Here is a 26074-nt window from a genome sequence, read left to right on the forward strand (position 1 = left end):
GTTCTCCGCGTGATCCGGATCACGGGAGATCGTCGAGGAAAGCGGTGAGCACCGCCTCGTACGCCTCCGGGGTCTCGTCCTGCGGCGTGTGGCCGGCTCCGGGCAGCACCTGCACTTCGCCGCGCCAGAGCCGAGGCGAGGTGATGGTGCGCAGGTACTCGAGGTTCACCAGCTGCTCCTCGGCGCCGTGCAGGATCGCCACGGGCACCCGGGCGCCGGCGACGATCGCGCGCTCGTCGGCGTTCTCGGCGGTCTGCAGGCTGCGGCCGAGCGCCGCGCGCGCTTCGGGGTCGGTGGCGAGGATGTGCGCGACCGCCTCGTCGACCGCCGGCGGCGAGCCGGGCGCGAGCTGGGCGCGGGCGTACGCCGTCGCGTCCTCTCGGGACAGTTCGCCGGTGAACCCGGTGGCGACGGCCGGGTTCGGCAGGAACGCCGTGGCGAGGTCGGCCGGCGACGCGATCGGCGGCGTGCCGTGCACGACGATCCCGCGCACGCCGGGCAGCCGCGTCGAGGCCGAGAGCGCGATGTGCCCGCCGAGGCTCCAGCCGACGAGCACGGCGTCGCCGGCGCCCGCCGCTTCGGCGAAGTCCGCGACCACGCGGGCGTAACCGGGGATCGAGTAGGTGGCCGGGTCTTTCGCGCGTGCGGACTCGCCGTGGCCCGGCAGGTCGAGCGCGAGCACGCGGAACCGCCGCCCGAAGGGGCCGTCGAGCACGCGTGCCCACGCCGCCGAGGACGAGGAGTTGCCGTGCACGAACACCACGGCCGGGCCGGACCCGGGGCTGGTGCGGTAGGCGATCCGCTGCCCGCCGGCGTCGAGGGTTTCCATGCGGCGAACGGTAGGCGGGGTGGCGCCCGCGCGGTAGCGGCCGCACGGCGGATCGTGCGGCGCTACGATGGCGTGAATCGTCGCCGGAGCCCCGCAGGGTGGTCGTTTCGTGGCAGAAGCCGGACAGACGCGGCAGCCGGGGGAGCGGCTGAGCCCGCGGGTGGCCAAGCAGGTCCGCGACCTCATCATGAGCGGAGCCGTGCGCGGCGGCGAACGGCTGCGCACGGAGCACCTCGCCGAACAGCTCGGCGTGAGCGCCACTCCGGTGCGCGAGGCGCTGATGTCCCTTACCGGTGAGGGCATGGTCGACTTCCGGCCCGGCCGCGGCTTCAGCGTGGTGCCGGTGACGCGCCAGGACGTGACCGACCTCTACGACACGCAGGCCTACCTCTCCGGCGAACTCGCGGCCCGGGCGGCGGGACGGCTCACCGCCGCGGACCTCGCCGGACTGGCCGAGCTGCAGGACGAGCTGGAACGCGCCGTGGCCGCCGGGGATCTCGATGCCACCGAACGCGCCGACTTCGAGCTGCACCGCCGCGTCAACCACGCCGCGGCCGCACCGAAGCTCACCTGGATGCTGTCGCTGACGCTGCGGTACGTGCCGTTCACCGCCTACGCCGACATCCCCGGCTGGCCGCTCGCCGCACGCGACGGCCACGAGCCGATCCTCGCCGCGCTGCGCGAAGGGGCCACGGCGCCGGCGCGGGCCGCGATGAGCGCGCACATCCGCCTCGCCGGCGATCTGCTCGTCGACTTCCTCGCGGCGCAGGGCGTCCTCGCGGGGGAGTGACGAATCCGTACTGGGCAGGGCGCGTGAGTTTTCTATAGAATCCGCCGCGAAGGCGATTCCCGGTCGAAGGAGACTCGGTGCAGGAGCGCAACGTGCTGTACATCGGCGGTGAGTGGGTCCCGGCGGTGGGAGCCGCCACGATCGCCGTCGAGAACCCGGCCACCGAACAGGTGCAGGCGCGGATCCCGGAAGGCTCGGCCGACGACGTCGACCGCGCGGTGCGGGCGGCGCGCGAGGCCTTCCCGGCCTGGTCGGCCACCACCCGGGCCGAGCGCGCGGAACTGCTGCGCAAGCTCCACGAAGGACTCGCCAAGCGCGCCGAGGAGATCGGCGAGACGATCGCGCGCGACGTCGGCACGCCGCTGCGCATCGCCACCCGCATCCAGGCCGCGCTGCCCCAGACCGACGTGCAGACCTACGTGGACCTGCTCGGCGAAGACGCGCCGGAGGAGAAGGTCGGCAACTCGCTGATCGTGCGCGAGGCCGCCGGGGTCGTCGCGGCGATCACGCCGTGGAACTACCCGCTGCACCAGATCACGTGCAAGATCGCGCCCGCGCTGGCCGCCGGCTGCACCGTGGTGGTCAAGCCGAGCGAGGTCGCTCCGCTGAGCGCTTACCAGCTGTTCGACGCCGTCCACGAGGCCGGTTTCCCGGCCGGCGTGGTCAACCTGGTCACCGGCTTCGGCCCGGTGGTCGGCGAGGCGCTCGCGGCGCACCCGGAGGTCGACGTCGTGTCGTTCACCGGTTCCGTGCGCGCCGGCACGCGCGTGGCCGAGGTCGCCGCGCGCACGGTCAAGCGCGTGACGCTGGAGCTGGGCGGCAAGTCCGCCAACGTGATCCTCGACGACGCCGACCTCGCCACGGCCGTGAAGGTGGGCGTCTCCAACGCTTTCCTCAACGCCGGCCAGACCTGCACAGCCTGGACGCGCATGCTCGTGCCGCGCGAGAAGCACGAGGAAGCCGTTGCGCTGGCGAAGAAGTTCGCGGAAGGCTTCACCCCCGGCGACCCGCTGGATGCGAAGACGAAGCTCGGCCCGCTGGTGTCGGCGGCGCAGCGTGAGCGCGTGCGCGAGTTCATCGCCAAGGGGGTGGCCGAAGGCGCGACGCTGGTGACCGGCGGCGCCGAAACCCCCGAGGGACTCGGCACCGGCTACTTCGTGCGGCCGACGGTGTTCGCGGGCGTGGACCCGGACTCGACGATCGCGCAGGAGGAGATCTTCGGTCCCGTGCTGTCGATCATCCCGTTCGACGACGAGGAAGACGCGCTGCGGATCGCCAACAACTCGAAGTACGGCCTGCACGGCGCCGTGTGGTCGGGTGACCAGGACCGCGCGCTGGCGTTCGCGCGCCGCGTGCGCACGGGCCAGATCGACGTGAACGGCGGCGCCTACAACCCGCTGGCGCCGTTCGGCGGCTACAAGTCCTCCGGCGTCGGCCGCGAGATGGGCCGCCCGGCGCTGGACGAGTTCACCGAGATCAAGTCCATCCAGCTCTGAGCCGGTTCTCGAGCGCGACGAAGGAGAAGACACCGTGGTCAAAGCCGTGGTCGTGCGCGAGCCGGGTGCCGTGCCCGAGGTCCGCGACATCGTCCTGCCGCCCGTCGGGCCGGCCGACGTGCGGGTGCGGATCGCCGCCGCCGGCGTCTGCCACTCGGACCTCTCGATGGTCGACGGCACGCTGAAGCCGCAGTACCCGTTCGTGCCCGGGCACGAGGCGTCGGGCATCGTCGCCGAGACCGGCGCGGAGGTCACGCACGTGAAGCCCGGCGACCGCGTCGTGCTCAACTGGGCCGCCGCGTGTCGTGAGTGCTGGTTCTGCCAGGCCGGGGAACCGTGGCTGTGCTCGACGATCGAAGGCATCACCACGCTGCCACGCGGCGAGGTGGACGGCGAGCCGCTCAACGTGGTGCTCGGCGTCGGCGGCTTCGCCGAGGAGACGGTGCTGCCCGGCAAGTCCGTGGTGCCGCTGCCCGACGGGGTGCCGCTCGACCTGGCGGCGCTGATGGGGTGCGCGGTGCTCACGGGCGTCGGCGCCGTGCGCAACACCGCGAAGGTCCGCAGTGGACAGTCTGTGCTCGTGCTCGGCCTCGGTGGCATCGGGCTGTGCGCGGTGCTGGGTGCGAAGCTCGCGGGCGCGTCGCCGATCATCGCCGTGGACGTCTCGCCGGAGAAGGAGGAGCTGGCCCGCGCGGCGGGGGCGACGCACTTCCTGCTGAGCGAGGAAAAACTCGCCAAGCAGGTGCGCGGTCTCACCGAGGGCCGCGGCGCCGACCACGCCTTCGAGTGCGTGGGCGCGGCGGCGACGATCCGCACGGCGTGGAGCTCGGTGCGCCGCGGCGGGCACTGCACCGTGGTCGGCGTCGGGCGCCGCGACCAGGAGGTGGTCTTCAACCCGCTGGAGATCTTCCACTTCGCGCGCACGCTCACCAGCACCGTCTACGGCGCTTCCGACCCCGACCGCGACATCCCGGTGCTGGCCGAGGAGGTGCGCTCCGGTGAGCTGAACCTGGAAAGCCTGGTGACGCACCGGATTTCCCTCGACGAAGTACCCGAAGCGTTCGACCGGATGCGCGCGGGCCAGGGCGCCCGCTCCCTGATCCGGATCGCGGCGGAGGCGTGATGGCGGAGCTCGACACCGAGGAACAGGCCATTGTGGACACGGTGGCCGAGTTCGTCGACCGCGACGTGCGCCCCGTCGCGCGCGACCTCGAGCACTCGGACACCTACCCCGAGGCGCTGATCGAGCGCATGAAGGAGCTCGGCGTCTTCGGCCTGGCCATCCCGGAACCCTACGGCGAGGTCGAGGTGTCCACGCCGTGCTACGCGCTCGTCACCGCGGAGCTCGCCCGCGGCTGGATGAGCCTCGCGGGCGCGATGGGCGGCCACACCGTCGTCGCGAAGCTGCTGCTCATGTACGGCACGGAAGAGCAGAAGCAGAAGTACCTGCCCCGCATGGCCACCGGCGAGCTGCGCGCCGCGATGGCGCTCACCGAACCGGGTGGCGGCTCCGACCTGCAGGCGATGCGCACGCGCGCCCGCCGCGTCGGCGACGGCTACGTGGTCGACGGCACGAAGACGTGGATCACCAACGCGCGCCGCGCCGGCCTCGTCGCGTTGCTGTGCAAGACCGATCCCGACGCCGAACCGAAGCACCGCGGCATCAGCGTGCTGCTGATGGAGAAGGTGCCCGGCTTCGAGGTCTCGCGCGATCTCGGCAAGCTCGGGTACAAGGGCGTGGAGACGTGCGAACTGTCCTTTTCGGACTGTCACGTGCCCGCGTCGGCGCTGCTGGGCGGGGAAGAGGGCCGCGGCTTCGCGCAGATGATGCGTGGCCTGGAGATCGGCCGGATCCAGGTCGCCTCGCGCGCGCTCGGCGTGGGCCGCGCCGCGTTCGACGACGCGTTCCGCTACGCGCAGGAACGCGAGTCGTTCGGCAAGCCGATCTGGCAGCACCAAGCCGTGGGCAACCACCTCGCCGGCATGGCGACGAAGCTGACGGCCGCGCGCCAGCTCATCCTTCACGCCGCGCGGCAGTACGACTCCGGCGCGCGCTCCGACCTCGAGGCCGGCATGGCGAAGCTGTTCTGCTCCGAGGTCGCGATGGAGGTGGCGCTCGACGCCATTCGCGTGCACGGCGCCTACGGCTACTCAACCGAGTTCGACGTGGAGCGCTACTTCCGCGACGCCCCGCTGATGATCGTCGGCGAGGGCACCAACGAGATCCAGCAGGACGTGATCGTGCGCCAGCTCGTCGCCCGCGGCGGTCTCTGACCGGCCGCGGGCGACGAGCGCGTCAGTCCGCGACGTCCAGCGCGGCGCGGATGATGTTGTCGGTGTCGATGCCGTGGTGGCGGTAGACGCTTTCCAGGTCGCCCGACTGCCCGAACCGCGTCACGCCCAGGTGCGCGGCCCGCACGCGGTGCACGCCGGCCAGGAACGCGAGCGTGTGCGGGTGCCCGTCGAGCACCGTCACCATCGGCGCGGAACGCTCGGACGGCAGCGCCGAGTCGAGGATCCACGTGTCGGCGGTGTCCTGGCCCGAGCGCGCCTGCAGCGCGCGGAACAGCAGGCCCGCGCTCGTCACGCACACGACGTCGGCGTGCTTGCCCAGCGCGTCGAGGCGGTCGGCGGCGGCCAGCGCCTCGGTGACCATCGCGCCCATCGCCACGATCGTCACGTCCGGACGCGCGACCGCGGCCGTGCGGATCGGGTAGGCGCCGGCCACGACCTGGCGGCGCCGGCGTTCGCGCGCGGCCGGGTCGGTGGGCACCGCGGCGAGGTACTGCTCCACGGGCCGGGTCGAGAGCCGCAGGTACGCCGACGTGCCGTCGGGCCGGCCGAGGCGCGCCAGCGAAGCCAGCAGCGTCCACTCGACGTCGATCGCGAACGCGGGCTCGTAGGTGACGCAGCCCGGCTGCTCGAGCCCGACCGACGGCGTGGTCACCGACTGGTGCGCGCCGCCCTCCGGTGCCAGCGTGACCCCCGAGGGCGTGCCGACGAGGATCGACTGCCCGCCGCCGTAGATGCCGAACGACCACGGTTCGAGCGCGCGCTCCACGAAGGGGTCGTAGAGCACGCCGATCGGCAGCAGCGGCCGGCCCCAGCGCGACCACGTGGTGCCCAGCTCGCCCAGCGCGCTCACCAGGTTCACCTCGGCGATGCCCAGCTCCAGGTGCTGGCCGGTGGGCCGCTCGCGCCAGTGCAGGATCGTCTCGGGGTCGTCGGCGAACCAGTCGACGCGCTCCTGCGGCGACCACACGCCGACCTTGTTGACCCAGCCGCCGAGGTTGGTGCTCGACGAGACGTCGGGGCACAGCGTCACCACGAGCTTCGCGGCTTCGGGCGCTTCCCGGGTCAGGTCGAGCAGCGCGCGGCCGAGCGCCGCCTGCGTGGTCGTGCGGCCCGACGGCGTCCGGCCGATGTCGGCCGGAATGGCCGGGACCTCGTGGGCGACGACGGGTTCGCGGTGCAGCCGCGCCGCGGTCTCGGCGCACAGCCGGGCCGCCGCCGAGCCTTCGGGGAACTTGTGCCACGGGTCGTCGACCGACGTGCCGACGCGGTCGGCGAGCTGCCCGAGCTGGTCCGCCGTGAGCAGCGACGAGTGGTTCTGCGGGTGGCCCTCGCTCGCCAGGCCGAAACCCTTGACCGTGTAGGCGAAGATCACCGTGGGGCGGCGGTCGTCGATGGCGTCGAACGAGTCGAGCAGCGCCGACAGGTCGTGGCCGCCGAGGTTGCGGATCGCCGCGTGCAGCGTCTCGTCGTCGAGGTTGTCCAGCAGCGGCGCCAGCTCGGGCGACGCGAGGCGCTCGCGCAGCTGCGCCGGAGTGCAGCGCAGCAGGCGCTGGTACTCGGGGTTGGGCATGTCGTCGATCCGCCGGCGCAGGGCTTCGCCGCCCGGGCGCTCGAACAGCTCCTGCAACAGGCGGCCGTACTTGACGGTCAGCACCTGCCAGCCGGCCGCGTCGAACATGCCCTGCAGGCGCGTGGCGCCGATGTTGGGCACCACGCGGTCGAGCGACTGGCGGTTGAGGTCGACGATCCACACGACCTCGCCGAGCTCCTGTACGTTCGGGTCGAGGATGGACTCCCAGACGGCGCCCTCGTCGAGCTCGGCGTCGCCGACGAGCGAGTACTGGCGGCCGGTGCCCGCGCCGCCGGTGGTCGACTCGACGTAGCGCCGCGCCAGCGCGCCCCAGATCGGCGCGGTGGCGCCGATGCCGACCGAGCCCGTGGAGTAGTCGACCTGGTCGGGGTCCTTCGAGCGCGACGGGTAGCTCTGCAGGCCGCCGAACTCGCGCAGGGACGTCAGGTACTTCTCGCCGAGGCCGTCGAGCAGGTAGTTGATCGCGTGGAGCACGGGGGAGGCGTGCGGCTTCACCGACACGCGGTCCTCGGCGCGCAGCCGCGCGAACCACAGGGCGGTCATGATCGAGACCATCGACGCGCTGGAAGCCTGGTGGCCGCCGACCTTGAGGCCGGTCGGGTTGGGGCGCACGCGGTTGGCGTGGTCGATGATCGCGGTCGAAAGCCAGAGCACGCGGTCCTGCACCTCGCGCAGGACTTCCGTGTCCACTGCGGTTCCCGGTGTGCGCTCGGCGGCTGGACTGCTCACGACGGCAACGACCTCTCTGCGATCTACTTGGGCGTAACGTGGTCTTCAGTCCAACAGAGCTGGGTATGCTGCACAACCGATGGTCTGTTCAGTGAGCAGAACGCCCAGAATCGCGCCTCGAGGCGCCGAGAGGACTGCGCACCATGCCCAGTGGCCAGCGGCTCGACGCCACCGATGCCCGGATCCTGCTCGCGCTCAACCGCAACCCGCGCGCCACCGCGGTCGCGCTGGCCGACGAGCTCGGGCTCTCGCGCAATACGGTGCAAAGCCGCCTCGCGCGGCTGGAACAGGGCGATTCGCTGCGCTCGGTGGAGCACCGGATCGACCCGGCCGCGCTCGGCTACCCGCTCACGGCGTTCGTGACCGTGCAGGTCACGCAGCGGCTGCTCGACGAGGTCGGCCGTGCGCTGGCCGCCGTGCCGGAGGTGCTGCAGGTGCGCGGGCTGACCGGGCAGTCCGACCTGCTGGTGCACGTCGTGGCCCGCGAGGCCGACGACCTCTACCGCATCGCCGGGCAGATGCTCGAGATCCCCGGCGTGGAACGCACGCACAACGCGCTCGTGATGCGCGAGATGGTGCCCTACCGGATCACGCCGCTGCTGGAGCGTGCTGTGGCCGGGAAGTGAGGCGCGCGGGCACACTGGAGCCGTGGACGATCTTGTCGCGCGGGTGCGGGAGCTGCGGCCGCTGCTGACCGCCGAGGCCGTGCAGGGGAGACCGACCGGAGGCTCACCGGCAAGGCCGTGCGCGCGCTGGCCGGGGCCGGCCTGGTCCGGCTCGGGACGCCGCGGCGCTTCGGCGGCCACGAGGCGAGCCTGCGCACGCTCCTGGACGTCGGCGCGGAAGCGGGCGAGGCGGACGGCGCGACGTCGTGGGTGCTCACGCTCGTGAACGCGTGCGCGTGGGTGGTGAGTCTCTTCCCGGACCGAGCGCGGGCGGACGTTTTCGGGGCGGACGCGCAGGCGAAGATCGCGGGCGCGCTCGCGTCGACCGCCCGGGCCGAGCGGATGCCCGGCGGGTACCGCGTCGGCGGGCTGGCCGTACGCGTCGGGGATCGCGCACGCGAGCTGGGCGCTGCTGGGGATCCCCGTGGGGGAGCGCGGCGAACCCGCGATGGCGCTCGTGCCGGCGGCCGACTACGGCATCGAACACACGTGGGCCGTCGCCGGCATGCGCGGCACGGGCAGTGACACCGTGGTCGCGGACGAGCTCTTCGTGCCGGAGCACCGCGTCGTGCGGACGGCCACGCTTCTGGAACGTGTTTCAGTGTTCGCGCCGTACCTGACCGTGGTGCTGGCCGCGCCGCAGCTGGGGCTCGGCCGGGCCGCGCTGCGCTTGGTGCGTGACGCCGCGTCGGCAAAAGGTGTGACTGGAACCGCCTACGCGCGCCAAGCCGACTCGGCGGTGTTCCAGGTGCGGTTCGCCGAAGCCGCGTTGAAAATCGACACCGCGCACCTGTATTCCGCGCGGGCCGCGGACGACGTCGACGCGGCGCTTGCGAGCGGTGAACCAATGACCGAACTGGCGCGGGCGCGGGTGCACGGGGACATCGGGCTGGCCGTTCAGAGCGTCGTCGACGCGATCGGGATCCTCGTTGCGGCGCACGGCACGGGAGGGTTCGCCGACGCGCACCCGCTGCAGCGCATCTGGCGCGACGCGAACTTCGCACTGACCCACGCGATGGCACAACCGGCGGTGAACCACGAGATCTACGGCAAGGCGCTGCTCGGTGGCCGGCCGAACATCACCGCGATGCTCTGAGCCTGCGCTACGCCTTCGCGTCGTCGGCCGTGTGGTCGCGCTTGCGCGCCAGGATCGACCGGTGGATCCACACGAGCACCGGGACCATGACGAGGCCCCACAGGAACATGCCGGTGCTGCCGGCCAGCAGCCCGACCACGATCATCAGCACCACGGTGACGTCGGCGAGGATCAAGGTGGTGAGCCACGTGCGCGACCGCACGGGCGGGGCGCCGGCGCTCAGGGCCGCGACGAAGTCCGGGTCGCTCGCGGCCAGCTCTTCTTCGATCTTCCGCAGTGCGCTGCGGTCACGATGGGGAAGCATGACCCCCTCCTCAGGACGGATCGGGCCGGGTGATCGCCCTACCAGTTCAGTACCACGGCCTGCCCCACGTCAAGCGACGCTTTTCCAGGAATAATCGCCAAACCGGATGGGTGGTGCGGTGCTCCGTGGCCCGAAGGCCACCTGCTCACTGTAGAACACTTCCGGCGGTCAGGCGGATTTCGTTGCAAACTGAAACACGTTCTAATACTGTCGGGAGTCGTGAGATACGGCATCGTGCTCTTCACGAGCGACCGCGGGATCACTCCCGCGGCGGCGGCGCGGGCGGCCGAATCGGCCGGGTTCGACACGTTCTACGTCCCCGAGCACACGCACATCCCGGTCAGGCGCACGGCCGCGCACCCGCGCACCGGCGACGCGAGCCTGCCCGACGACCGATATCTGCGCACGCTGGATCCGTGGGTCTCGCTCGCCACCGCGGCCTCGGTCACCACGCGCATCCGGCTGGCCACGGCGGTCGCGCTCCCGGTGGAGAGCGACCCGATCACCCTCGCCAAGGCGATCGCCACGCTGGACCACCTCTCCGGTGGGAGAGTCACGCTCGGCGTCGGGTTCGGGTGGAACACCGACGAGCTGGCCGACCACGGTGTGCCCGCGGGCAAGCGCCGCACCGTGCTGCGCGAGTACCTCGACGCGATGCGTGCCTTGTGGACCGACGAGGTGGCGAGCCACTCAGGTGAGCACGTGGCGTTCGGCCCGAGCTGGGCGTGGCCGAAACCGGTGCAGGAGCGGGTTCCCGTGCTCGTGGGCGCGGCCGGCACCGAGCGCACGTTCCGCTGGATCGCGCGCTCGGCCGACGGCTGGCTCACCACACCGTCCGAAGTGGACATCGAGGAGAACGTCGGGCTGCTGCGGGAGATCTGGCGTGCCGAGGGCCGCCGCGGCGAGCCGGAGGTGGCCGCGCTCGGGCCGCGGCCCGAGCCCGAAGGCCTCGCGCGGCTCGAAGAGGCCGGGGTCACGGAGGTGATCTTCGGGCTGCCGGACCGGGAGCCGGCCGAAGTCGTGGCCTGGCTCGGGCGGCTCGCGGGCAAACTCGATCACGGAACCCTCATCCGACCCTGACAAGTTCCTGACCGGTTCGTCCCGCCGCTCTGCCAGCCTGGCGCGGTGCTGAAGAGAGTGTGGGCGACCGCGGTCGCCACCGGCTCGATCCTCGTGCTCGCCTCGAGCACGGCGGTCGCCGCCCCGAGTCCCGGGTCCGACGGTGCCGGCGACCCGCTGTTCCCGCAGGACGGCAACGGCGGCTACCGCGTGAGCCACTACGACGTCGCGCTGGACTACGACCCGGCGAAACCCGATTTCCTCACCGGCGACACGACGGCAGACGCCGTCGCCACCCAGGACCTGAGCCGCTTCGACCTCGATCTCGAGGGCTTCACCGTGCAGAGTGTGACGGTGGCCGGCGCGCCCGCGGCTTTCACGCGCACCGGCGAGCACGAGCTCGTGATCACGCCCGCCCGACCCCTGCGGCACGGGCAGTCGTTCCGGGTGCGGGTGCGCTACCAGGGCGCGCCGGGCTTCTTCTGGATGACGGCCGACGCCGCGGGAGCGGTGCACGCGTTCGGCGAGCCGCACTCCGCGTCGAGCTGGTACCCGGTGAACAACCACCCGACGGACAAGGCGACGTTCCACCTCGCCGTGACGATGCCGGACCGGCCGGGCTGGGCCGTGGTGGGCAACGGCATGCCCGCGCCGCCCGTGGTGCGTGGCGGGCGCAAGACGTTCGCGTGGACCGAGGACCATCCCGTGGCTTCGTACCTGGCGGGCGTGGTGATCGACCGGATGACCGTCCACACGGGACACCTCGCCGACGGCACCCCGGTCGTCGACGCGTACACCGCGGGGGCGGAAGCCGCGAAGCCGTCGGAGGACCGCCTGCCCGAGGTACTCGGGTTTCTGTCCTCGCGCTTCGGGAAGTACCCGTTTTCCTCGGCCGGCGGCATCTTCTACCCCGGCGACACCGGTGGCGGGTTCGAGATGCAGGAGCGGCCCGTGTACCCGGGCGGGGTGCCGGCGGAGCGGTTCACCGACATCGTGCACGAGCAGGCGCACCAGTGGTTCGGGGACAGCGTCTCGGTGGCGCGCTGGTCGGACATCTGCCTCAAGGAGTGTTTCGCGACCTACGCGGAATGGCTCTGGCGGGAAGCGAAGGAGGGCCACGACCTCGACGCCGACTACCGCGCCGCGCTCACCGGCGCCGCCGCCGACCCGGACTTCTGGAAGATCCCCCTCGCGGACCCGGGCGAGGGGTTCTACGGCGGCTCCTACACCGTCGGCCCGCTCATGCTGCACGCGCTGCGCCGCACCGTCGGCGACGCCGTGTTCTTCCGGACCCTGCGTGATTTCCTCGCCCGGCACCGCGACGCCAACGCCTCCTGGGCCGACTTCGAGCACCTGGCGGCTCAGGAGTACGGCCACGACCTCACCGGCTTCTTCACCGCGTGGGCTCACCGCACCGTGATCCCGCCCGAGCCCTACCTCCACCCCGGAACCCTGAAGGACAAAGCATGAGCTGGTACAAGGCGCTCGCCCTCGTCGCGAGCGGAGCGGCGGCGCTCGGCATGGCGCAGCCGTCGACGATCGGCGCGGACGGCGTCGGTGACCCGTACTTCCCGCAGGGCGGCAACGGCGGCTACGACGTCTCGCGCTACGACGTGAAGGTGTCCTACGACCCCGCGGACCCCGGTTCCTTCAGCGGCGACACCACGGTGCACGCGGCCGCGCACCAGGACCTCGACCGGTTCGACCTCGACCTGGAGGGCTTCACGGTCTCCGCGGTGACCGTGAACGGCGTGCCGGCGAAGGCGATCGCGCGGTCGGGCGCGCACGAGCTGGTGATCACGCCGCGCGCGCGGGTGCGGCGCGGCAGCACCTTCGCCGTGCGCGTCGTGTACTCGGGCAAGCCGGTGGGCGCGAGCTGGCACCGGCTCGTGGGCGGCGGCATCGACGTGAGCGGCGAGCCGCACTCGGCCACCGCGTGGTTCCCGCTGAACGACCACCCGTCGGACAAGGCGGCGCTGCACCTGGAGGCGACCGTGCCGACCGGGTGGACGGTGGTGGGCAACGGGCTGCCGGGCCCGACGACCACGAACGCCGGCCACACGACGTTCCGCTGGCACGAGGACCACCCGATCGTCTCCTACGCCACGACGATGGCGATCGACAAGTTCACCGTGCACACCGCGAAGCTCGCCGACGGCACGCCCGTGATCACCGCATACGGGCAGAACACGAGCATCATCCCCGACTCCGAAGCGCTGCTGCCGAAGATCATGGGCTTCCTGACCACGACGTTCGGCCCGTACCCGTTCGACTCGACCGGCGCGATCGTCGTGGCGCCGGAGGCCACCGAGGGCAGCCTGGCACTGGAGACGCAGACCCGCCCGACCTACGACGGCGCGTTCTTCGACGCCTCGGCGGTGCACGAGCTGGCGCACCAGTGGTTCGGCGACGCGGTGTCCTTTTCGGACTGGCGCGACGGCTGCCTCGCCGAGTGCTTCGCCCAGTACGCCGGGCAGCTGTGGGACGAGGCCGAGAGCGGGGCCGACCTCGACGAGAGCTACCGCTCGATCGTCGAGCAGAACGCGGGCGACGCCGCCTACTGGCAGGTGCCGATCTACGACCCGGGCAAGGACCGCCCGCTCGACTACGCGCTGTACGATCGGGGCTCGCTCATGCTCCACGCCCTGCGCCGCACGATGGGCGACGACAAGTTCTCCGGCCTGCTCAAGCACTGGATCGCCGCGCACCGCGACGGCAACGCGTCCTGGCCCGACTTCGAGCACTTCGCGTCGGCGCAGGCGGGGCAGGACCTATCGGGCTTCTTCACGGCGTGGGCGCACAGCTCCGTGATCCCGCCGGCCCAATACCTGTACCCGGGCTCGCTCGCGCGCTGAGCGGGCCGCACTTCACCCGAAATAGTGAAGTGCGCCACCACGCGTCATTCTGTTCACCGGATGTCCTCTCGGTGGGTGTGGCGGTGACCGGCCGGCACGCCCCCCGACTGGCCGGTCACCGCTGTACGCATCCGGCATTCGGGTGCCGCCCGGCGGGGCGATTGGCGCGCCCCGGCGCGGGCCGCAAGACTGGGCCGGTGCAGAGCCCGACCTCCTCCGGATCACCGACCCCCGACGTTTCGCCCGAGCTGGCCGAGCTGGCCGCCGCCTACGGCGTGGCGACCCACTACGAGAACTCCGACCGCGTGGAAGTCCAGGTCGAGGCCGAGGTGGTGGTCGCCGTCCTCGCGCAGTTCGACGTGGACGCCTCGAGCGAGGAGTCGATCCGCCGGGCCCTGGAGCGCGTCCGCGCGGCGCGGGCGTCGGCCGAGCTGCCGCCCACGATCGTCGTGCGCGCCGGTGACACGCGCGAGCTGGGCCGCGAGGTCACCGTCGAGCTGGAGGACGGCACGGCCCGCGATGTCGGCGCGGTGCTGCCGGCCGACCTGCCGCTCGGCTGGCACCACGTCGTGGCCGGCGAGCGCCGGGTGCCGCTGGCCGTGGTCCCGGCGAAGCTGCCCGAGGTGCCCGCCGCGTGGGGCTGGATGCTGCAGCTCTACGCCCTGCATTCGGCCGGGTCGTGGGGGATGGGCGACTTCGGCGACCTCCGCACCACGGCCACCCGCTCGGCCGCCGAGCTCGGTGCCGGCGTGCTGCTGGTCAACCCGGTGCAGGCGTTCGCTCCGGCGCACCCCGTGGAGCGCTCGCCGTACTCGCCGTCGAGCCGCCGCTTCGCGAACCCCGTGTACCTGCGGGTCACCGACACCGAGGCGTTCGCCCGGGCCGACGAGGTCACGCGCACGAAGGTGCTGGCGCTGGCCCCGGACGCGGTTCCGGACCTCATCGACTACGACGCCGTGTGGGACGCCAAGCGCACCGCGCTCGAGCTGCTGCGCCCGCACCACCCGCGGCCCGTCGAGCTCGACGCAGACCTGCGCGACTTCGCGACGTTCGGCGCGCTGGCCGAGGTGCACGGCGCCGACTGGCGCGGCTGGCCCGAGACCCTGCGCGACCCGGCGAGCCCCGAGGTCGCCGCCGCGCGCGCCGAACTGGCCGACCGCGTCGAGTTCCACGGCTGGCTCCAGCAGCTGTGCCACGAGCAGCTCGACGAGGTCCGTCTCGCGGCGCGTGAGGCCGGGATGACCGTCGGTGTCGTGCACGACCTGCCCGTCGGCGTGCACCCCGGTGGCGCCGACACGTGGGCGCTGCGCGACGTCTTCGCCGCCCGCGTGCGCGTGGGCGCGCCGCCCGACGCGTTCAACCAGCAGGGCCAGGACTGGAACCTCCCGCCGTGGCGGCCCGACCGGCTCGCCGAGGCCGGGTACGCGCCCTTCCGCGACGTCATCCGCGGCGTGTTGCAGCACGCCGACGGCATCCGCGTGGACCACATCGCCGGGCTCTGGCGGCTGTGGTGGATCCCGCCGGGCGAGCCCGCCGGGCGCGGCACCTACGTGCACTACGACGCCGAGGCGATGCTCGGCGTGCTGGCGCTGGAGGCCCACCGCGCCGGCGCCGTGGTGGTCGGCGAGGACCTCGGCACGGTCGAGGAGATCGTCACCGAGACGATGCACGAGCGCGGCGTGCTGAGCTCCGCCGTGCTGTGGTTCCAGCGCGACTGGGACGCACCGGGCAAACCGTTCGTCCGCCCCGCGGAGTGGGACCCGCACGCGATGGCGAGCATCTCGACCCACGACCTGCCCACCGTGTCCGGGTGGCTCGAAGCGGAGCACGTGCGCGTCCGCGCCGAGCTGGGCCTGCTCGACCGGCCCGTGGAGCAGGAATACACGGAGGCGGCGGCCGAACGCGGCGCGCTGCTCGATCTCGTTGCGCGCGAAGGCATCCCTGCCGACGACCAGGTGGTGGCCCTGCACACGCTCCTGGCCTCGGCGGCGTCACGCCTGGTGCTCACCTCACCGGCCGACGTGGTCGGCGAACGGCGCCAGCCCAACCTGCCCGGGACGGTCGACCAGTACCCTAACTGGCGGATCCCGCTCCCCGTCAGCGTCGACGGGTTCTTCGCCGACGCGCGGGTGCGTGCGGCGATCGCCCCGCTCAAGGCCGCCCGTCCGCTCCCGTAGCCGCCCGGGCCGGCTTTCGTGGTTCGAGACCCGCCCGCGCGGGTAAGTCAGTCTTCCCCGAGTAACCCGACAAACCGATGTCCCCCAAGGAGAGTCCCGTGCGTCCCTGGCCCGGAAGGCCCTACCCGCTCGGCGCCACCTACGACGGGGTGGGCACGAACTTCGCCCTGTTCTCCGAAGTCGCCGAGTACGTGGAGCTCTGCCTGTTCGACGAGGACGGCACGGAAACGCGCTCGCGCCTGGAGGAGGTCGACGGGTTCGTCCACCACGGCTACCTGCTCGGCATCGGTCCCGGCCAGCGCTACGGCTTCCGTGTGCACGGCCCGTACGACCCCGAGCGTGGCCTGCGCTGCAACCCGAACAAGGTCCTGATCGACCCGTACGCCAAGGCGCTTTCCCGCGGCGTCGACTGGTCGGAGGCCCTGTTCGGGTACCAGTTCGACAGCCCCGAGGAACGCAACGACCAGGACTCCGCCGGGCACGTGCCGTACTCGCTGGTGGTGAGCCCGTTCTTCGACTGGGCCAACGACCGCGCGCCGCGCACGCCCTACCACGAGACCGTGATCTACGAAGCGCACGTGCGCGGCATGACGATGACGCACCCGTTCGTGCCCGACCGCCTGCGCGGCACGTACGCCGGCCTCGCGCACCCCGCCGTGATCGAGCACCTGAAGAAGCTCGGCGTCACGGCGGTGGAGCTCATGCCGGTGCACCAGTTCGTGACCGATCACGGCCTCGACCAGAAGGGCCTGCGCAACTACTGGGGCTACAACACCATCGGCTTCTTCGCGCCCCACGACGCCTACGCGGCGATGCCGGGCCAGGGCGGACAGGTGCAGGAGTTCAAGGGCATGGTCCGCGCCCTCCACGAGGCCAACATCGAGGTGATCCTCGACGTCGTCTACAACCACACCGCCGAGGGCAACCACCTCGGCCCGACGCTGTCCATGCGCGGCATCGACAACGAGGCGTACTACCGGCTGGTCGAGGACGAGCCGAAGTACTACATGGACTACACGGGCACGGGCAACTCGCTCAACGTCCGCAACCCCCACACGTTGCAGCTGATCATGGACTCGCTGCGCTACTGGGTCACCGAGATGCACGTGGACGGGTTCCGCTTCGACCTCGCCTCGGCGCTGGCGCGCGAGTTCTACGACGTCGACCGCCTGTCCACGTTCTTCGAGCTCGTGCAGCAGGACCCGATCGTGAGCCAGGTGAAGCTCATCGCCGAGCCGTGGGACGTCGGGCCCGGCGGGTACCAGGTGGGCAACTTCCCGCCACTGTGGACGGAGTGGAACGGCCAGTACCGCGACACCGTGCGCGACTTCTGGCGCGGCGAACCGTCGACGCTGGGGGAGTTCGCCTCCCGGATCACGGGTTCTTCGGACCTCTATCAGGACGACGGCCGCCGGCCGTTCGCGTCGATCAACTTCGTCACCGCGCACGACGGCTTCACGCTCGAGGACCTGGTGTCCTACAACGAGAAGCACAACGAAGCCAACGGCGAGGACAACCGCGACGGCGCCGACGACAACCGGTCGTGGAACTGCGGCGTGGAGGGCCCGACCACCGACGAGGAGGTCCTCGCGCTGCGCGCCCGCCAGCGCCGCAACCTGCTCGCCACCGTGCTGCTGTCCCAGGGCGTGCCGATGCTGCTGCACGGCGACGAGCTGGGCCGCACGCAGCAGGGCAACAACAACGCCTACTGCCAGGACTCCGAGCTGTCCTGGATGGACTGGGCGCTCGCGAAGGAGAACGCCGACCTCGTCGAGTTCACCGCGGCGCTCACCGCGTTCCGCAAGGCGCACCCGGTGTTCCGGCGCCGCCGGTTCTTCCAGGGCAAGCCGGTGCGCAAGGGGGAGGAGCTCGGCGACATCGCCTGGTTCACCCCGGCCGGCGAGGAGATGACCGAGCAGAACTGGGACGACGGCTTCGGCAAGTCCGTGGTCATCTTCCTCAACGGCGAGGGCATCTCCGACCTCGACCCGCGCGGCATGGCGGTGGTCGACGAGTCGTTCCTGCTCGCGTTCAACGCGCACTACGAGGACATCGCGATGACCTTGCCCGCCAACGGGTACGGCACCGAGTGGACGGTCGTCGTCGACACGGCTACCGGCCAGGTCGGACAGTCCGATGTGGACCCGGTGCCCGGCGGCGGCAAGCACACGCTCGCCGCGCGGTCGCTCGTGGTGCTGCAGCGGACCGGCCGGGAGGAGCAGGAGTGAACGCGCCGTCCTCGACGTACCGGGTGCAGCTGCGCCCGGAGTTCACCTTCACCGACGCCGCCGGCATCGTCGACTACCTGCGCTCGCTCGGCGCGGGCGCGCTCTACGCGTCGCCGGTGCTCGACGCGACGACCGGCTCCACCCACGGCTACGACGTGGTCGACCCGACCCGCGCGCGGCCGGAGCTGGGCGGCGAGGAAGCCCGCCGGGTGCTGGTCACGCGGCTGGCCTCGGCCGGGCTCACGCTCGTGGTCGACATCGTGCCGAACCACATGTCCGTCGAGGTCCCGAAGCTCAACCGCTGGTGGTGGGACGTGCTGCGCCACGGGCGAGCCTCCGAGCACGCCGGGTTCTTCGACATCGACTGGAGCCGCGGCAAGGTGCTGCTGCCCGTGCTGGGCGAGGACACGGCCGTCGCCGAGCTGACCGTCGAGGGAGAGGAACTGGTCTACTACGACCACCGCTTCCCGATCGCGCCCGGCACCGGCGGGGGCACGCCGCAGGAGGTGCACGCGCGCCAGAACTACGAGCTCGTCGGCTGGCGCCGCGGCAACGCCGAGCTGAACTACCGCCGCTTCTTCGACATCACGAACCTCGCGGCTGTCACGGTCGAGAAGGCCGAGGTGTTCGCCGAGACCCACGGCGAGGTGCTGCGCTGGGTGGCCGACGGCGACGTCGCCGGCCTGCGCGTGGACCACCCGGACGGCCTGGCCGACCCGGGCGGCTACCTGCGCCGGCTGCGCGCGGGCGCGCCCGACGCGTGGCTGGTTGTCGAGAAGATCCTGCACCCGGGCGAAGCGCTGCCGCAGAGCTGGCCCGTCGACGGCACCACCGGCTACGACGCGCTGAACGAGATCACGGGCGTGTTCGTGGACCCGGCCGCCGAGCCGGCGTTCACGCAGCTCGCGGGCGAGCTGGGTGGGCGCACCGACTACCTCGCGGTGGAAGAGGAGGCGCGGCGCCTGGTCACCGACCGGATCCTGGTGGCCGAGGTGCACCGGATCGCCGGCCTGGTCGACGGTGTGGAACCGGACGCCGCGCGCGCCGCCGTGGCCGAGGTGATGATCGCCTTCGGCGTCTACCGCTCGTACCTGCCGGAGGGCGCCGCCGAGTGGACGGGCGCCGTGGAGCGCGCGCGGTCGCGCCGGCCCGATCTGGACGAAGCCCTGACCGAGCTGGACACGCAGGTCCGCGCGGAACCCGGCGGAGAGCTGGCGACGCGCATCCAGCAGACGTCCGGCATGGTGGTGGCCAAGGGCACCGAGGACACCACCTTCTACCGCTTCACCCGCTTCGCCGCGCTCAACGAGGTCGGCGGCGACCCGGACCGGTTCGGGCTCTCCACCGCGGAGTTCCACCGGCGGGCCGCGGGCCGCGCCGCCGGCCGCCCGGCGAGCATGACCACGCTGACCACGCACGACACCAAGCGCTCCGAGGACACGCGGGCGCGGCAGGCGGCGTTGTCCGAGCTGGCCGAGGAGTTCGGCGACGCCGTTCGCCGCTGGACGAAGCGCTGCGGCATCGACGAGCCGGCGCTGAACCTGCTGGCGTGGCAGACGCTCGTGGGGGCGTGGCCGATCGCGCCCGAGCGCCTGCGCGACTACCTCGACAAGGCGGCGAAGGAGTCGAAGCTCCGCACCACCTGGACCGACCACGACGAGGCGTTCGAGCAGGCCGTCGCCGCGTGGCCCGAGCAGGTGCTGGGCGACGCGGAGCTGGTGGCCGAGGTCGAGGAGCTCGTCGGGAAGCTGCGCGGGCCGGGCTGGGTGAACTCGCTGGGCCAGAAGCTCGTGCAGCTCGCTGGGCCGGGCGTGCCCGACGTCTACCAGGGCACCGAGCTGTGGGACTTCTCGCTCGTGGACCCGGACAACCGGCGCGAGGTCGACTACGGCGTGCGCCGCGAGATCCTCGAGCGCGTGCTGGCCGGCGAGCAGCCGGAGGTCGACGAAACCGGTGCCGCGAAGCTGCTCGTGGTCCACCGGACGCTGACGCTGCGGCGCGAACGGCCCGAGCTGTTCACCGGCTACCGCCCGCTGAAGGCCGAGGGCGCGGCCGCGGAGCACCTGCTGGCGTTCCAGCGCGGGGAAGACCTCGCGGTGGCCGTGACGCGGCTGCCCGTCGGGCTCGAGAAGGCCGGCGGCTGGCGCGACACCGTGCTGCCGCTGACCGACGGTGTCTGGACCGACGTGCTGACCGGCCGGGCGCTCGGCGATGCGCCGCGGGCCGCCGCGCTGTTCGACCGGTACCCGGTGGCTCTTCTGGTGCGAGGGGATTCCTGAATGTTCACCGTCTGGGCGCCCGCCGCGGACCGCGTGCGGGTGCGTGTCGACGGCGCCGACCACGAGATGCGCCGAACCGCCGGTGGCTGGTGGCAGGCCGACGTCACCGGCACCGACTACGCCTTCCTCCTCGGCGACGACGACAAACCGCTGCCGGACCCGCGTTCGCTGCGCCAGCCGGCCGGTGTCCACGGGGCTTCGCGCAAGTACGACCACGCCGAGTTCGAGTGGACCGACGGAGCCTGGACGGGCCGTCAGCTGCCCGGCGGCGTCGTCTACGAGCTGCACCTGGGCACCTTCACCGAAGGCGGCACGTTCGACTCGGCGATCGAGCGGCTCGGCCACCTGGTGGACCTCGGCATCACGCACGTCGAGCTGCTGCCGGTGAACTCGTTCGACGGCACGGCCGGCTGGGGCTACGACGGCGTGCTGTGGGGCGCGGTGCACGAGCCCTACGGCGGGCCGGACGGCCTCAAGCGCTTCGTCGACGCCTGCCACGCCCGCGGGCTCGCCGTGGTGCTGGACGTCGTCTACAACCACCTCGGCCCCTCGGGTGCCTACCTCGACCGCTTCGGCCCGTACTTCGCCGGCCACACCGACTGGGGCGCCGGCCTCAACCTCGACGGCCCCGGCTCCGACGAGGTGCGCCGCTACGTGCTCGACAACGCGCTCGGCTGGCTGCGCGACTTCCACGTGGACGCGTTGCGGCTCGACGCCGTGCACGCGCTGGTCGACAAGCGCGCCACGCACCTGCTGGAGGAGCTGTCCACCGAGGTCGGCGAGCTGTCCGCGGCGCTGCGCCGCCCGCTCACCCTGATCGCCGAGTCGGACCAGAACGACCCCCGGCTCGTCACCCCGCGTGAAGGTGGCGGCCACGGCGTGCACGCGCAGTGGTCCGACGACCTGCACCACTGCCTGCACGTGCGCATCACCGGCGAGACCACGGGCTACTACACGGATTTCGCCGCGCCCGGCGCGCTCGCGAAAACGTTGCGCGAGGTGTTCTTCCACGCCGGAACCTGGTCGTCGTTCCGCGAGCGCACCCACGGCCGCCCGGTGGACACGCGGAAGGTGGCTGGCCACCGATTCCTGGCGTACCTGCAGAACCACGACCAGATCGGCAACCGCGCCATCGGCGACCGGCTTTCGGCCACCGTCGCGCCGGGCCGGATCGCGGCCGCGGCCGCGGTGGTGTTCTGCTCGCCGTACACGCCGATGGTGTTCATGGGCGAGGAATGGGGGGCGAGCACGCCGTGGCAGTTCTTCGCCTCCTTCCCGGACCCCGAGCTGGCCGAGGCCGTGCGCACGGGCCGGCGGCGCGAGTTCGGCCGCCACGGCTGGGGCGAGGCCGACGTGCCGGACCCGATGGACCCGGCGACCGTCGCGCGGTCGCGGCTGGACTGGTCCGAGCCGGAGCGGCCGGCGCACCAGGAGATGCTGCGGACCTATCGCACGCTGATCCGGCTGCGGCGCGAACGGCCGGAGCTGGCCGATCCGACCCTCGACGGGTTCGTGGTGCGGGCGGCGCCCGACGATTCGTGGCTCGTGCTGCACCGCGGCGCGCTGAGGCTCGTCTGCAACTTCGGCGAAACCGCGGCCACCGTCCCACTGGTCGGGACGCCGGGGGAGGTCCTGGCGTCCTGGGACACGCCGGAGTTCGACCATGCCGGTGAATCCGTGCGGCTTCCGGGCGCGTCTTTCGTCCTCGTGGCCACCTCCTGACCGGCGTTTACGCGGGAAATCCGGTGCTTTCCCCGGAAAGTTCAACCGGGTAGCCGGACCCGCGGGACCGGCCGGTTTGGGAGGATCTCCCCATGGCAACACGACCCGCTTCCGACACCCAGGTCCTGGCCGGCCGCCCCTTTCCGCTCGGCGCTCACCCGGAAGCCGGAGGGGTGCGGTTCGCCGTCACCTCGGCGGTGGCCGACGCCGTGGAGGTCTGCCTCCTCGGTGACGACGGCACCGAGCGCCGGATCGAGCTGACCGAGCGGACGTTCGGCGTGTGGCACGGGCTGGTCCCGGGCGTCACGCCGGGGCAGCGCTACGGCTACCGCGTGCACGGCCCGTACGACCCCGGACGAGGGCTGCGCTGCAACCCGGCGAAGCTGCTCGTGGACCCGTACGCGCACCGGATCAGCGGCCGGTTGACGGACCTCGCGGCCGCCCAGGGCTTCGTGGGCGACCCGGACCGCGGTCCCGCGTCCACTGTGGACTCACTGGGCAGCGTGCCGCTCTCGGTGGTCACCTCGCCCGGCGGGCCGGACACCGGTGTGAAACCGGAGGTGCCGTTCGAGGAGTCGGTGATCTACGAGCTGCACGTGAAGGGGTTCACCGAGCTGCACCCGTTCATCCCGGAAGCGCTGCGCGGCACCTACCTGGGTCTCGCGCACCCGGTGGCGATCGAGCATCTCACCCGGCTCGGCGTGACCACCGTGGAGCTGCTGCCGGTGCACGCGTTCGCCGACGAGCCGTCGCTGGTGCGCGCGGGCCGGCACAACTACTGGGGCTACTCGCCGCTGGGCTACTTCGCGCCGCACCCGGGATACGCGAGCGAACCCGGCCGGGAGATCGAGGAGTTCCGGACGATGGTGGCGGCGCTGCACGCGGCCAACATCGAGGTGATCGTCGACGTCGTCTTCAACCACACCTGCGAGGGCGGCCCCGACGGGCCCACGCTGTTCCTGCGCGGGCTCGACGCGCCGGCGTACTACCTGCACACCAAACGCGGGCACATGGCCGACATCACCGGCTGCGGCAACACCCTCGACTCGGGCTCGCCGACCGTGGTCCGGCTCGTGACGGACTCGCTGCGGTACTGGACGCAGGAGCTCGGCGTCGACGGGTTCCGGTTCGACCTCGCGAGCACGCTGGGCCGCCCGCGCGGCGGCATGTTCGACCGCGACTCCACCATGCTCACGGCCATCACCACCGACCCGGTGCTGTCGCGGTGCAAGCTCATCGCCGAACCGTGGGACGCGACGGGGGAGGGCTACCGCGTCGGCGACTTCGGCGCGCAGTGGGCCGAGTGGAACGGCCGCTACCGCGACACCCTGCGCGACTTCTGGCGCGGCGTCACGGGCGTGCGCGACCTCGCCTACCGGCTCTCGGGTTCGTCGGACCTCTACGACCACAACCTGCGCCGGCCGTGGCAGTCGATCAACTTCGTGACCGCGCACGACGGCTTCACGTTGCGGGATCTGGTGTCCTACAACGAAAAGCACAACGAGGACAACGGCGAGGACAACCGCGACGGCACCACCGACAACCGCTCGTGGAACCACGGCGTGGAGGGCGAGACCGACGACCAGGCGATCGTCGCGTTGCGCACCCGGCAGGCGCGCAACCTCTTCGCCACGCTCCTGCTGTCCACCGGCACGCCGATGTTCGTCGCGGGCGACGAGATGTGGCGGACCCAGGGCGGCAACAACAACGCCTACTGCCTCGACGACGAGACGTCGTGGGTCGACTGGACGCCCTCGGCCGCGTCGGAGCCGATGCTCGCCTTCGCCCGCCGCGTGGTGCGCCTGCGCGCGAGCAGCCCCGCGCTGCGCCAGCCGGAGTTCTTCGAAGGCCGCACCACGCCCACCGGCAAACCGGACCTCGTCTGGTTCCGGCCCGACGGCGAGGAGTTCGACGAGATCGACTGGTTCGACGAGAGCCGCCGCACGCTGTGCATGTGGATCGACGGGTCCAACTCCCAGGCCCGCAACCGCGAGGGTGAGCTCGTCACCGACCACTCGTGGCTGCTGATCCTGCACGCCGGCGAGGACGATGTGGAGGTGGTGCTGCCCGGACCCGAGTACGGTGCGACGTACAAACCCACACTGGACACCGGCACGGCCGACGGCAGCCCCGCGTTCGTCGGGGCGCTGGACCCGAAGACGCGCATCGTGGTGGCGGCCCGGTCGCTGCAGCTGCTCCGAGCGCCGCGGGACTTCGTGCCGGGCCCCCAGCCGCTTTAGGGCGGGGGTCCGGCGTTCCCGAGGTGCATCGATCAAGAGATTTCGCAGAAATCGGTCAAGAGATCACTCTCACCCCGGAACGCCGGAATCCCCCTCGTCATCCGGATCGTTGGATGCTGAAATCCACCGTGGAGATCCCCGAGGAGAAGTGCATGAGCGACGACGGCACTGGATCCGAGCCCGGTCTGCGAATCGGACTGGTCGCGGAGTCGACGAAAACCGAGACCCGCGTCGCGCTGACGCCGGACACCGTGCGCAAGGCCATCGGCCTGGGCTACCGCGTAGTGGTGGAGTCCGGGGCCGGCGTGCGATCGGGGTTCGACGACGAGGCCTACCTGTCCGCGGGCGCCGAGGTGTCGGCCGATCCGGTGTGGGACGAGGACGTCGTCGTCACCGTCAACGCGCCCGACCCGGGTGAGATGGAGAGACTGCGCCCCGGTACGACCCTGGTGTCGATGCTGGCGCCCGCCCTCGAGCCGGACCGGCTGGCGGCACTGGCCGCCCGCGGCGTCACGGCGCTCGCGATGGACGCGGTTCCGCGCATCTCGCGCGCGCAGTCGCTGGACGTGCTCAGCTCCATGGCGAACATCGCCGGCTACCGGGCCGTGATCGAAGCCGCGCACGTGTTCGGCCGGTTTTTCACGGGCCAGGTCACCGCGGCGGGCAAGGTACCGCCGGCGAAGGTGCTCGTCGCGGGAGCCGGGGTCGCCGGGCTCGCGGCGATCGCCGCGGCCAACAGCCTGGGCGCCGTGGTCCGCGCGACCGACCCGCGTCCGGAGGTGGCCGACCAGGTCCGCTCGCTCGGTGGCGAGTACCTCGCCGTCGAGGTCGAGCAGGAGGCGAGCACCGACGGGTACGCCAAGGCGACCTCGGAGGACTACGACAAGCGGGCGGCGGAGATCTACTCCGAGCAGGCCGCCGACGTCGACATCGTCATCACGACCGCGCTCATCCCGGGCCGGCCCGCGCCGAAGCTGCTCACGGCCGAGCAGGTCGCGTCGATGAAGCCGGGCAGCGTCGTCGTCGACATGGCCGCCGCGCAGGGCGGCAACGTCGCCGGCACCGAGGCCGGTGAGGTCGTGACCACCGAGGGCGGCGTCACGATCATCGGCTACACCGACCTGCCGGGCCGGCTGCCCGCGCAGGCCTCGCAGCTCTACGGCACCAACGTGGTCAACCTGCTGAAGCTGCTCACACCGGAGAAGGACGGCCGGCTCGCCCTCGACTTCTCCGACGTCGTGCAGCGCGGGCTGACCGTGGTCCGCGACGGCGAGGTCCTGTGGCCGCCGCCGAAGGTGTCGGTGAGCGCGGCACCGCAGGCCGCGCCCGCCGCCCCGGCCCCGGCGCCGGAACCCGAGAAGCCCCGCTCGCCGTGGGCGCGGGCGACGGTCGCGGTGCTCGGCGCGGTGGTCCTGTTCCTGGCGTCGGCGTTCGCGCCGCCCGAGCTGGCCGGGCACCTGACGGTGTTCGTGCTCGCCATCGTGATCGGCTTCTACGTGATCGGCAACGTGCACCACGCGCTGCACACGCCGCTGATGTCGGTCACCAACGCGATCTCCGGGATCATCGTCGTCGGCGCGATCCTGCAGATCGCCGTCGGCGGGATCGCCACCACCGTCCTGGCCGCGGCCGCCGTGCTGCTGGCCGCCATCAACATCGTCGGTGGCTTCCTGGTGACGCGCCGGATGCTGTCGATGTTCTCGAGGAGCTGAGCGACCA

19 protein-coding genes are annotated in these 26074 nt (G+C 72.1%); 16 read left to right on the forward strand and 3 right to left on the reverse strand.

The genetic code is table 11. The features are described from left to right. Positions 1-19 precede the first annotated feature (19 nt). Positions 20-829, reverse strand: coding sequence for an alpha/beta hydrolase (locus AB0K15_RS33920; RefSeq protein ID WP_364059832.1), 810 nt, complete (start codon positions 827-829; stop codon positions 20-22). Between the two features lie 109 nt (positions 830-938). Between AB0K15_RS33920 and AB0K15_RS33925 the strand changes: the two genes are divergently transcribed. From AB0K15_RS33925 to AB0K15_RS33940, 4 genes are all read left to right on the forward strand, one after another. Then, positions 939-1619 (forward strand): GntR family transcriptional regulator, encoded by a 681-nt coding sequence (locus AB0K15_RS33925; RefSeq protein WP_360586998.1) that lies wholly within the window; start codon positions 939-941, stop codon positions 1617-1619. Positions 1620-1696: 77 nt separating this feature from the next. Next, on the forward strand, positions 1697-3115 hold the full coding sequence (locus AB0K15_RS33930; RefSeq protein ID WP_364059835.1) for an aldehyde dehydrogenase family protein: 1419 nt from the start codon (positions 1697-1699) through the stop codon (positions 3113-3115). Between the two features lie 34 nt (positions 3116-3149). Then, positions 3150-4238, forward strand: a complete 1089-nt coding sequence (locus AB0K15_RS33935) for a Zn-dependent alcohol dehydrogenase (protein WP_364059838.1) — start codon at positions 3150-3152, stop codon at positions 4236-4238. Next, entirely contained in the window at positions 4238-5389 is a 1152-nt protein-coding gene (locus AB0K15_RS33940; protein WP_364059841.1) for an acyl-CoA dehydrogenase family protein, read from the forward strand. The genes AB0K15_RS33935 and AB0K15_RS33940 overlap by 1 nt, the downstream gene beginning before the upstream one ends. Positions 5390-5411: 22 nt before the next feature. Here AB0K15_RS33940 and AB0K15_RS33945 read toward each other — a convergent pair whose 3' ends face one another. Then, positions 5412-7691, reverse strand: coding sequence for a transketolase C-terminal domain-containing protein (locus tag AB0K15_RS33945; protein WP_364059928.1), 2280 nt, complete (start codon positions 7689-7691; stop codon positions 5412-5414). 182 nt (positions 7692-7873) lie between these two features. Here AB0K15_RS33945 and AB0K15_RS33950 point away from each other — a divergent pair, with 182 nt between their 5' ends. The 3 genes from AB0K15_RS33950 to AB0K15_RS33960 all read left to right on the forward strand — a co-directional run bounded on the left by AB0K15_RS33950 (position 7874) and on the right by AB0K15_RS33960 (position 9491). Further along, positions 7874-8356 carry an Lrp/AsnC family transcriptional regulator gene (locus AB0K15_RS33950; protein ID WP_220241846.1) on the forward strand — a complete coding sequence of 161 codons (483 nt, stop codon included), beginning with the start codon at positions 7874-7876 and terminating at the stop codon, positions 8354-8356. Positions 8357-8473: 117 nt separating this feature from the next. Further along, positions 8474-8920 (forward strand): hypothetical protein, encoded by a 447-nt coding sequence (locus AB0K15_RS33955; RefSeq protein WP_364059844.1) that lies wholly within the window; start codon positions 8474-8476, stop codon positions 8918-8920. After that, the gene (locus AB0K15_RS33960) at positions 8844-9491 is read left to right on the forward strand and encodes an acyl-CoA dehydrogenase family protein (RefSeq protein ID WP_364059847.1); all 648 of its coding nucleotides are present in this window, start codon (positions 8844-8846) and stop codon (positions 9489-9491) included. Before AB0K15_RS33955 ends, AB0K15_RS33960 begins: the two co-directional genes overlap by 77 nt. A gap of 7 nt (positions 9492-9498) precedes the next feature. On the opposite strand, the gene AB0K15_RS33965 is transcribed toward AB0K15_RS33960, so the two are convergent. After that, positions 9499-9795, reverse strand: a complete 297-nt coding sequence (locus tag AB0K15_RS33965; protein WP_364059850.1) for a DUF3040 domain-containing protein — start codon at positions 9793-9795, stop codon at positions 9499-9501. A gap of 219 nt (positions 9796-10014) precedes the next feature. Here AB0K15_RS33965 and AB0K15_RS33970 point away from each other — a divergent pair, with 219 nt between their 5' ends. From AB0K15_RS33970 to AB0K15_RS34010, 9 genes are all read left to right on the forward strand, one after another. Then, on the forward strand, positions 10015-10875 hold the full coding sequence (locus tag AB0K15_RS33970; RefSeq protein WP_364059853.1) for an LLM class F420-dependent oxidoreductase: 861 nt from the start codon (positions 10015-10017) through the stop codon (positions 10873-10875). A gap of 45 nt (positions 10876-10920) precedes the next feature. Continuing rightward, on the forward strand, positions 10921-12324 hold the full coding sequence (locus AB0K15_RS33975; RefSeq protein WP_364059856.1) for a M1 family metallopeptidase: 1404 nt from the start codon (positions 10921-10923) through the stop codon (positions 12322-12324). After that, the gene (locus AB0K15_RS33980) at positions 12321-13709 is read left to right on the forward strand and encodes a M1 family metallopeptidase (RefSeq protein WP_364059859.1); all 1389 of its coding nucleotides are present in this window, start codon (positions 12321-12323) and stop codon (positions 13707-13709) included. Before AB0K15_RS33975 ends, AB0K15_RS33980 begins: the two co-directional genes overlap by 4 nt. A 197-nt stretch (positions 13710-13906) precedes the next feature. Then, positions 13907-15886: a 4-alpha-glucanotransferase gene (malQ, locus tag AB0K15_RS33985; protein ID WP_364059862.1), complete on the forward strand. Its 1980-nt coding sequence runs from the start codon at positions 13907-13909 to the stop codon at positions 15884-15886. A 98-nt stretch (positions 15887-15984) separates the two neighbouring features. After that, positions 15985-18114 carry a glycogen debranching protein GlgX gene (gene glgX, locus AB0K15_RS33990; protein WP_364059865.1) on the forward strand — a complete coding sequence of 710 codons (2130 nt, stop codon included), beginning with the start codon at positions 15985-15987 and terminating at the stop codon, positions 18112-18114. Beyond that, on the forward strand, positions 18111-20393 hold the full coding sequence (gene treY, locus AB0K15_RS33995; RefSeq protein ID WP_364059868.1) for a malto-oligosyltrehalose synthase: 2283 nt from the start codon (positions 18111-18113) through the stop codon (positions 20391-20393). The genes glgX (AB0K15_RS33990) and treY overlap by 4 nt, the downstream gene beginning before the upstream one ends. Then, positions 20394-22115, forward strand: a complete 1722-nt coding sequence (treZ, locus tag AB0K15_RS34000; protein WP_364059871.1) for a malto-oligosyltrehalose trehalohydrolase — start codon at positions 20394-20396, stop codon at positions 22113-22115. Between the two features lie 92 nt (positions 22116-22207). After that, positions 22208-24355: a glycogen debranching protein GlgX gene (gene glgX / locus AB0K15_RS34005; protein WP_364059874.1), complete on the forward strand. Its 2148-nt coding sequence runs from the start codon at positions 22208-22210 to the stop codon at positions 24353-24355. Between the two features lie 113 nt (positions 24356-24468). Then, positions 24469-26067: a Re/Si-specific NAD(P)(+) transhydrogenase subunit alpha gene (locus tag AB0K15_RS34010; protein ID WP_364059877.1), complete on the forward strand. Its 1599-nt coding sequence runs from the start codon at positions 24469-24471 to the stop codon at positions 26065-26067. Positions 26068-26074 lie beyond the last annotated feature (7 nt).

The sequence above is a fragment of the Amycolatopsis sp. NPDC049253 genome, from assembly GCF_040678995.1.
GTDB lineage: Bacteria > Actinomycetota > Actinomycetes > Mycobacteriales > Pseudonocardiaceae > Amycolatopsis.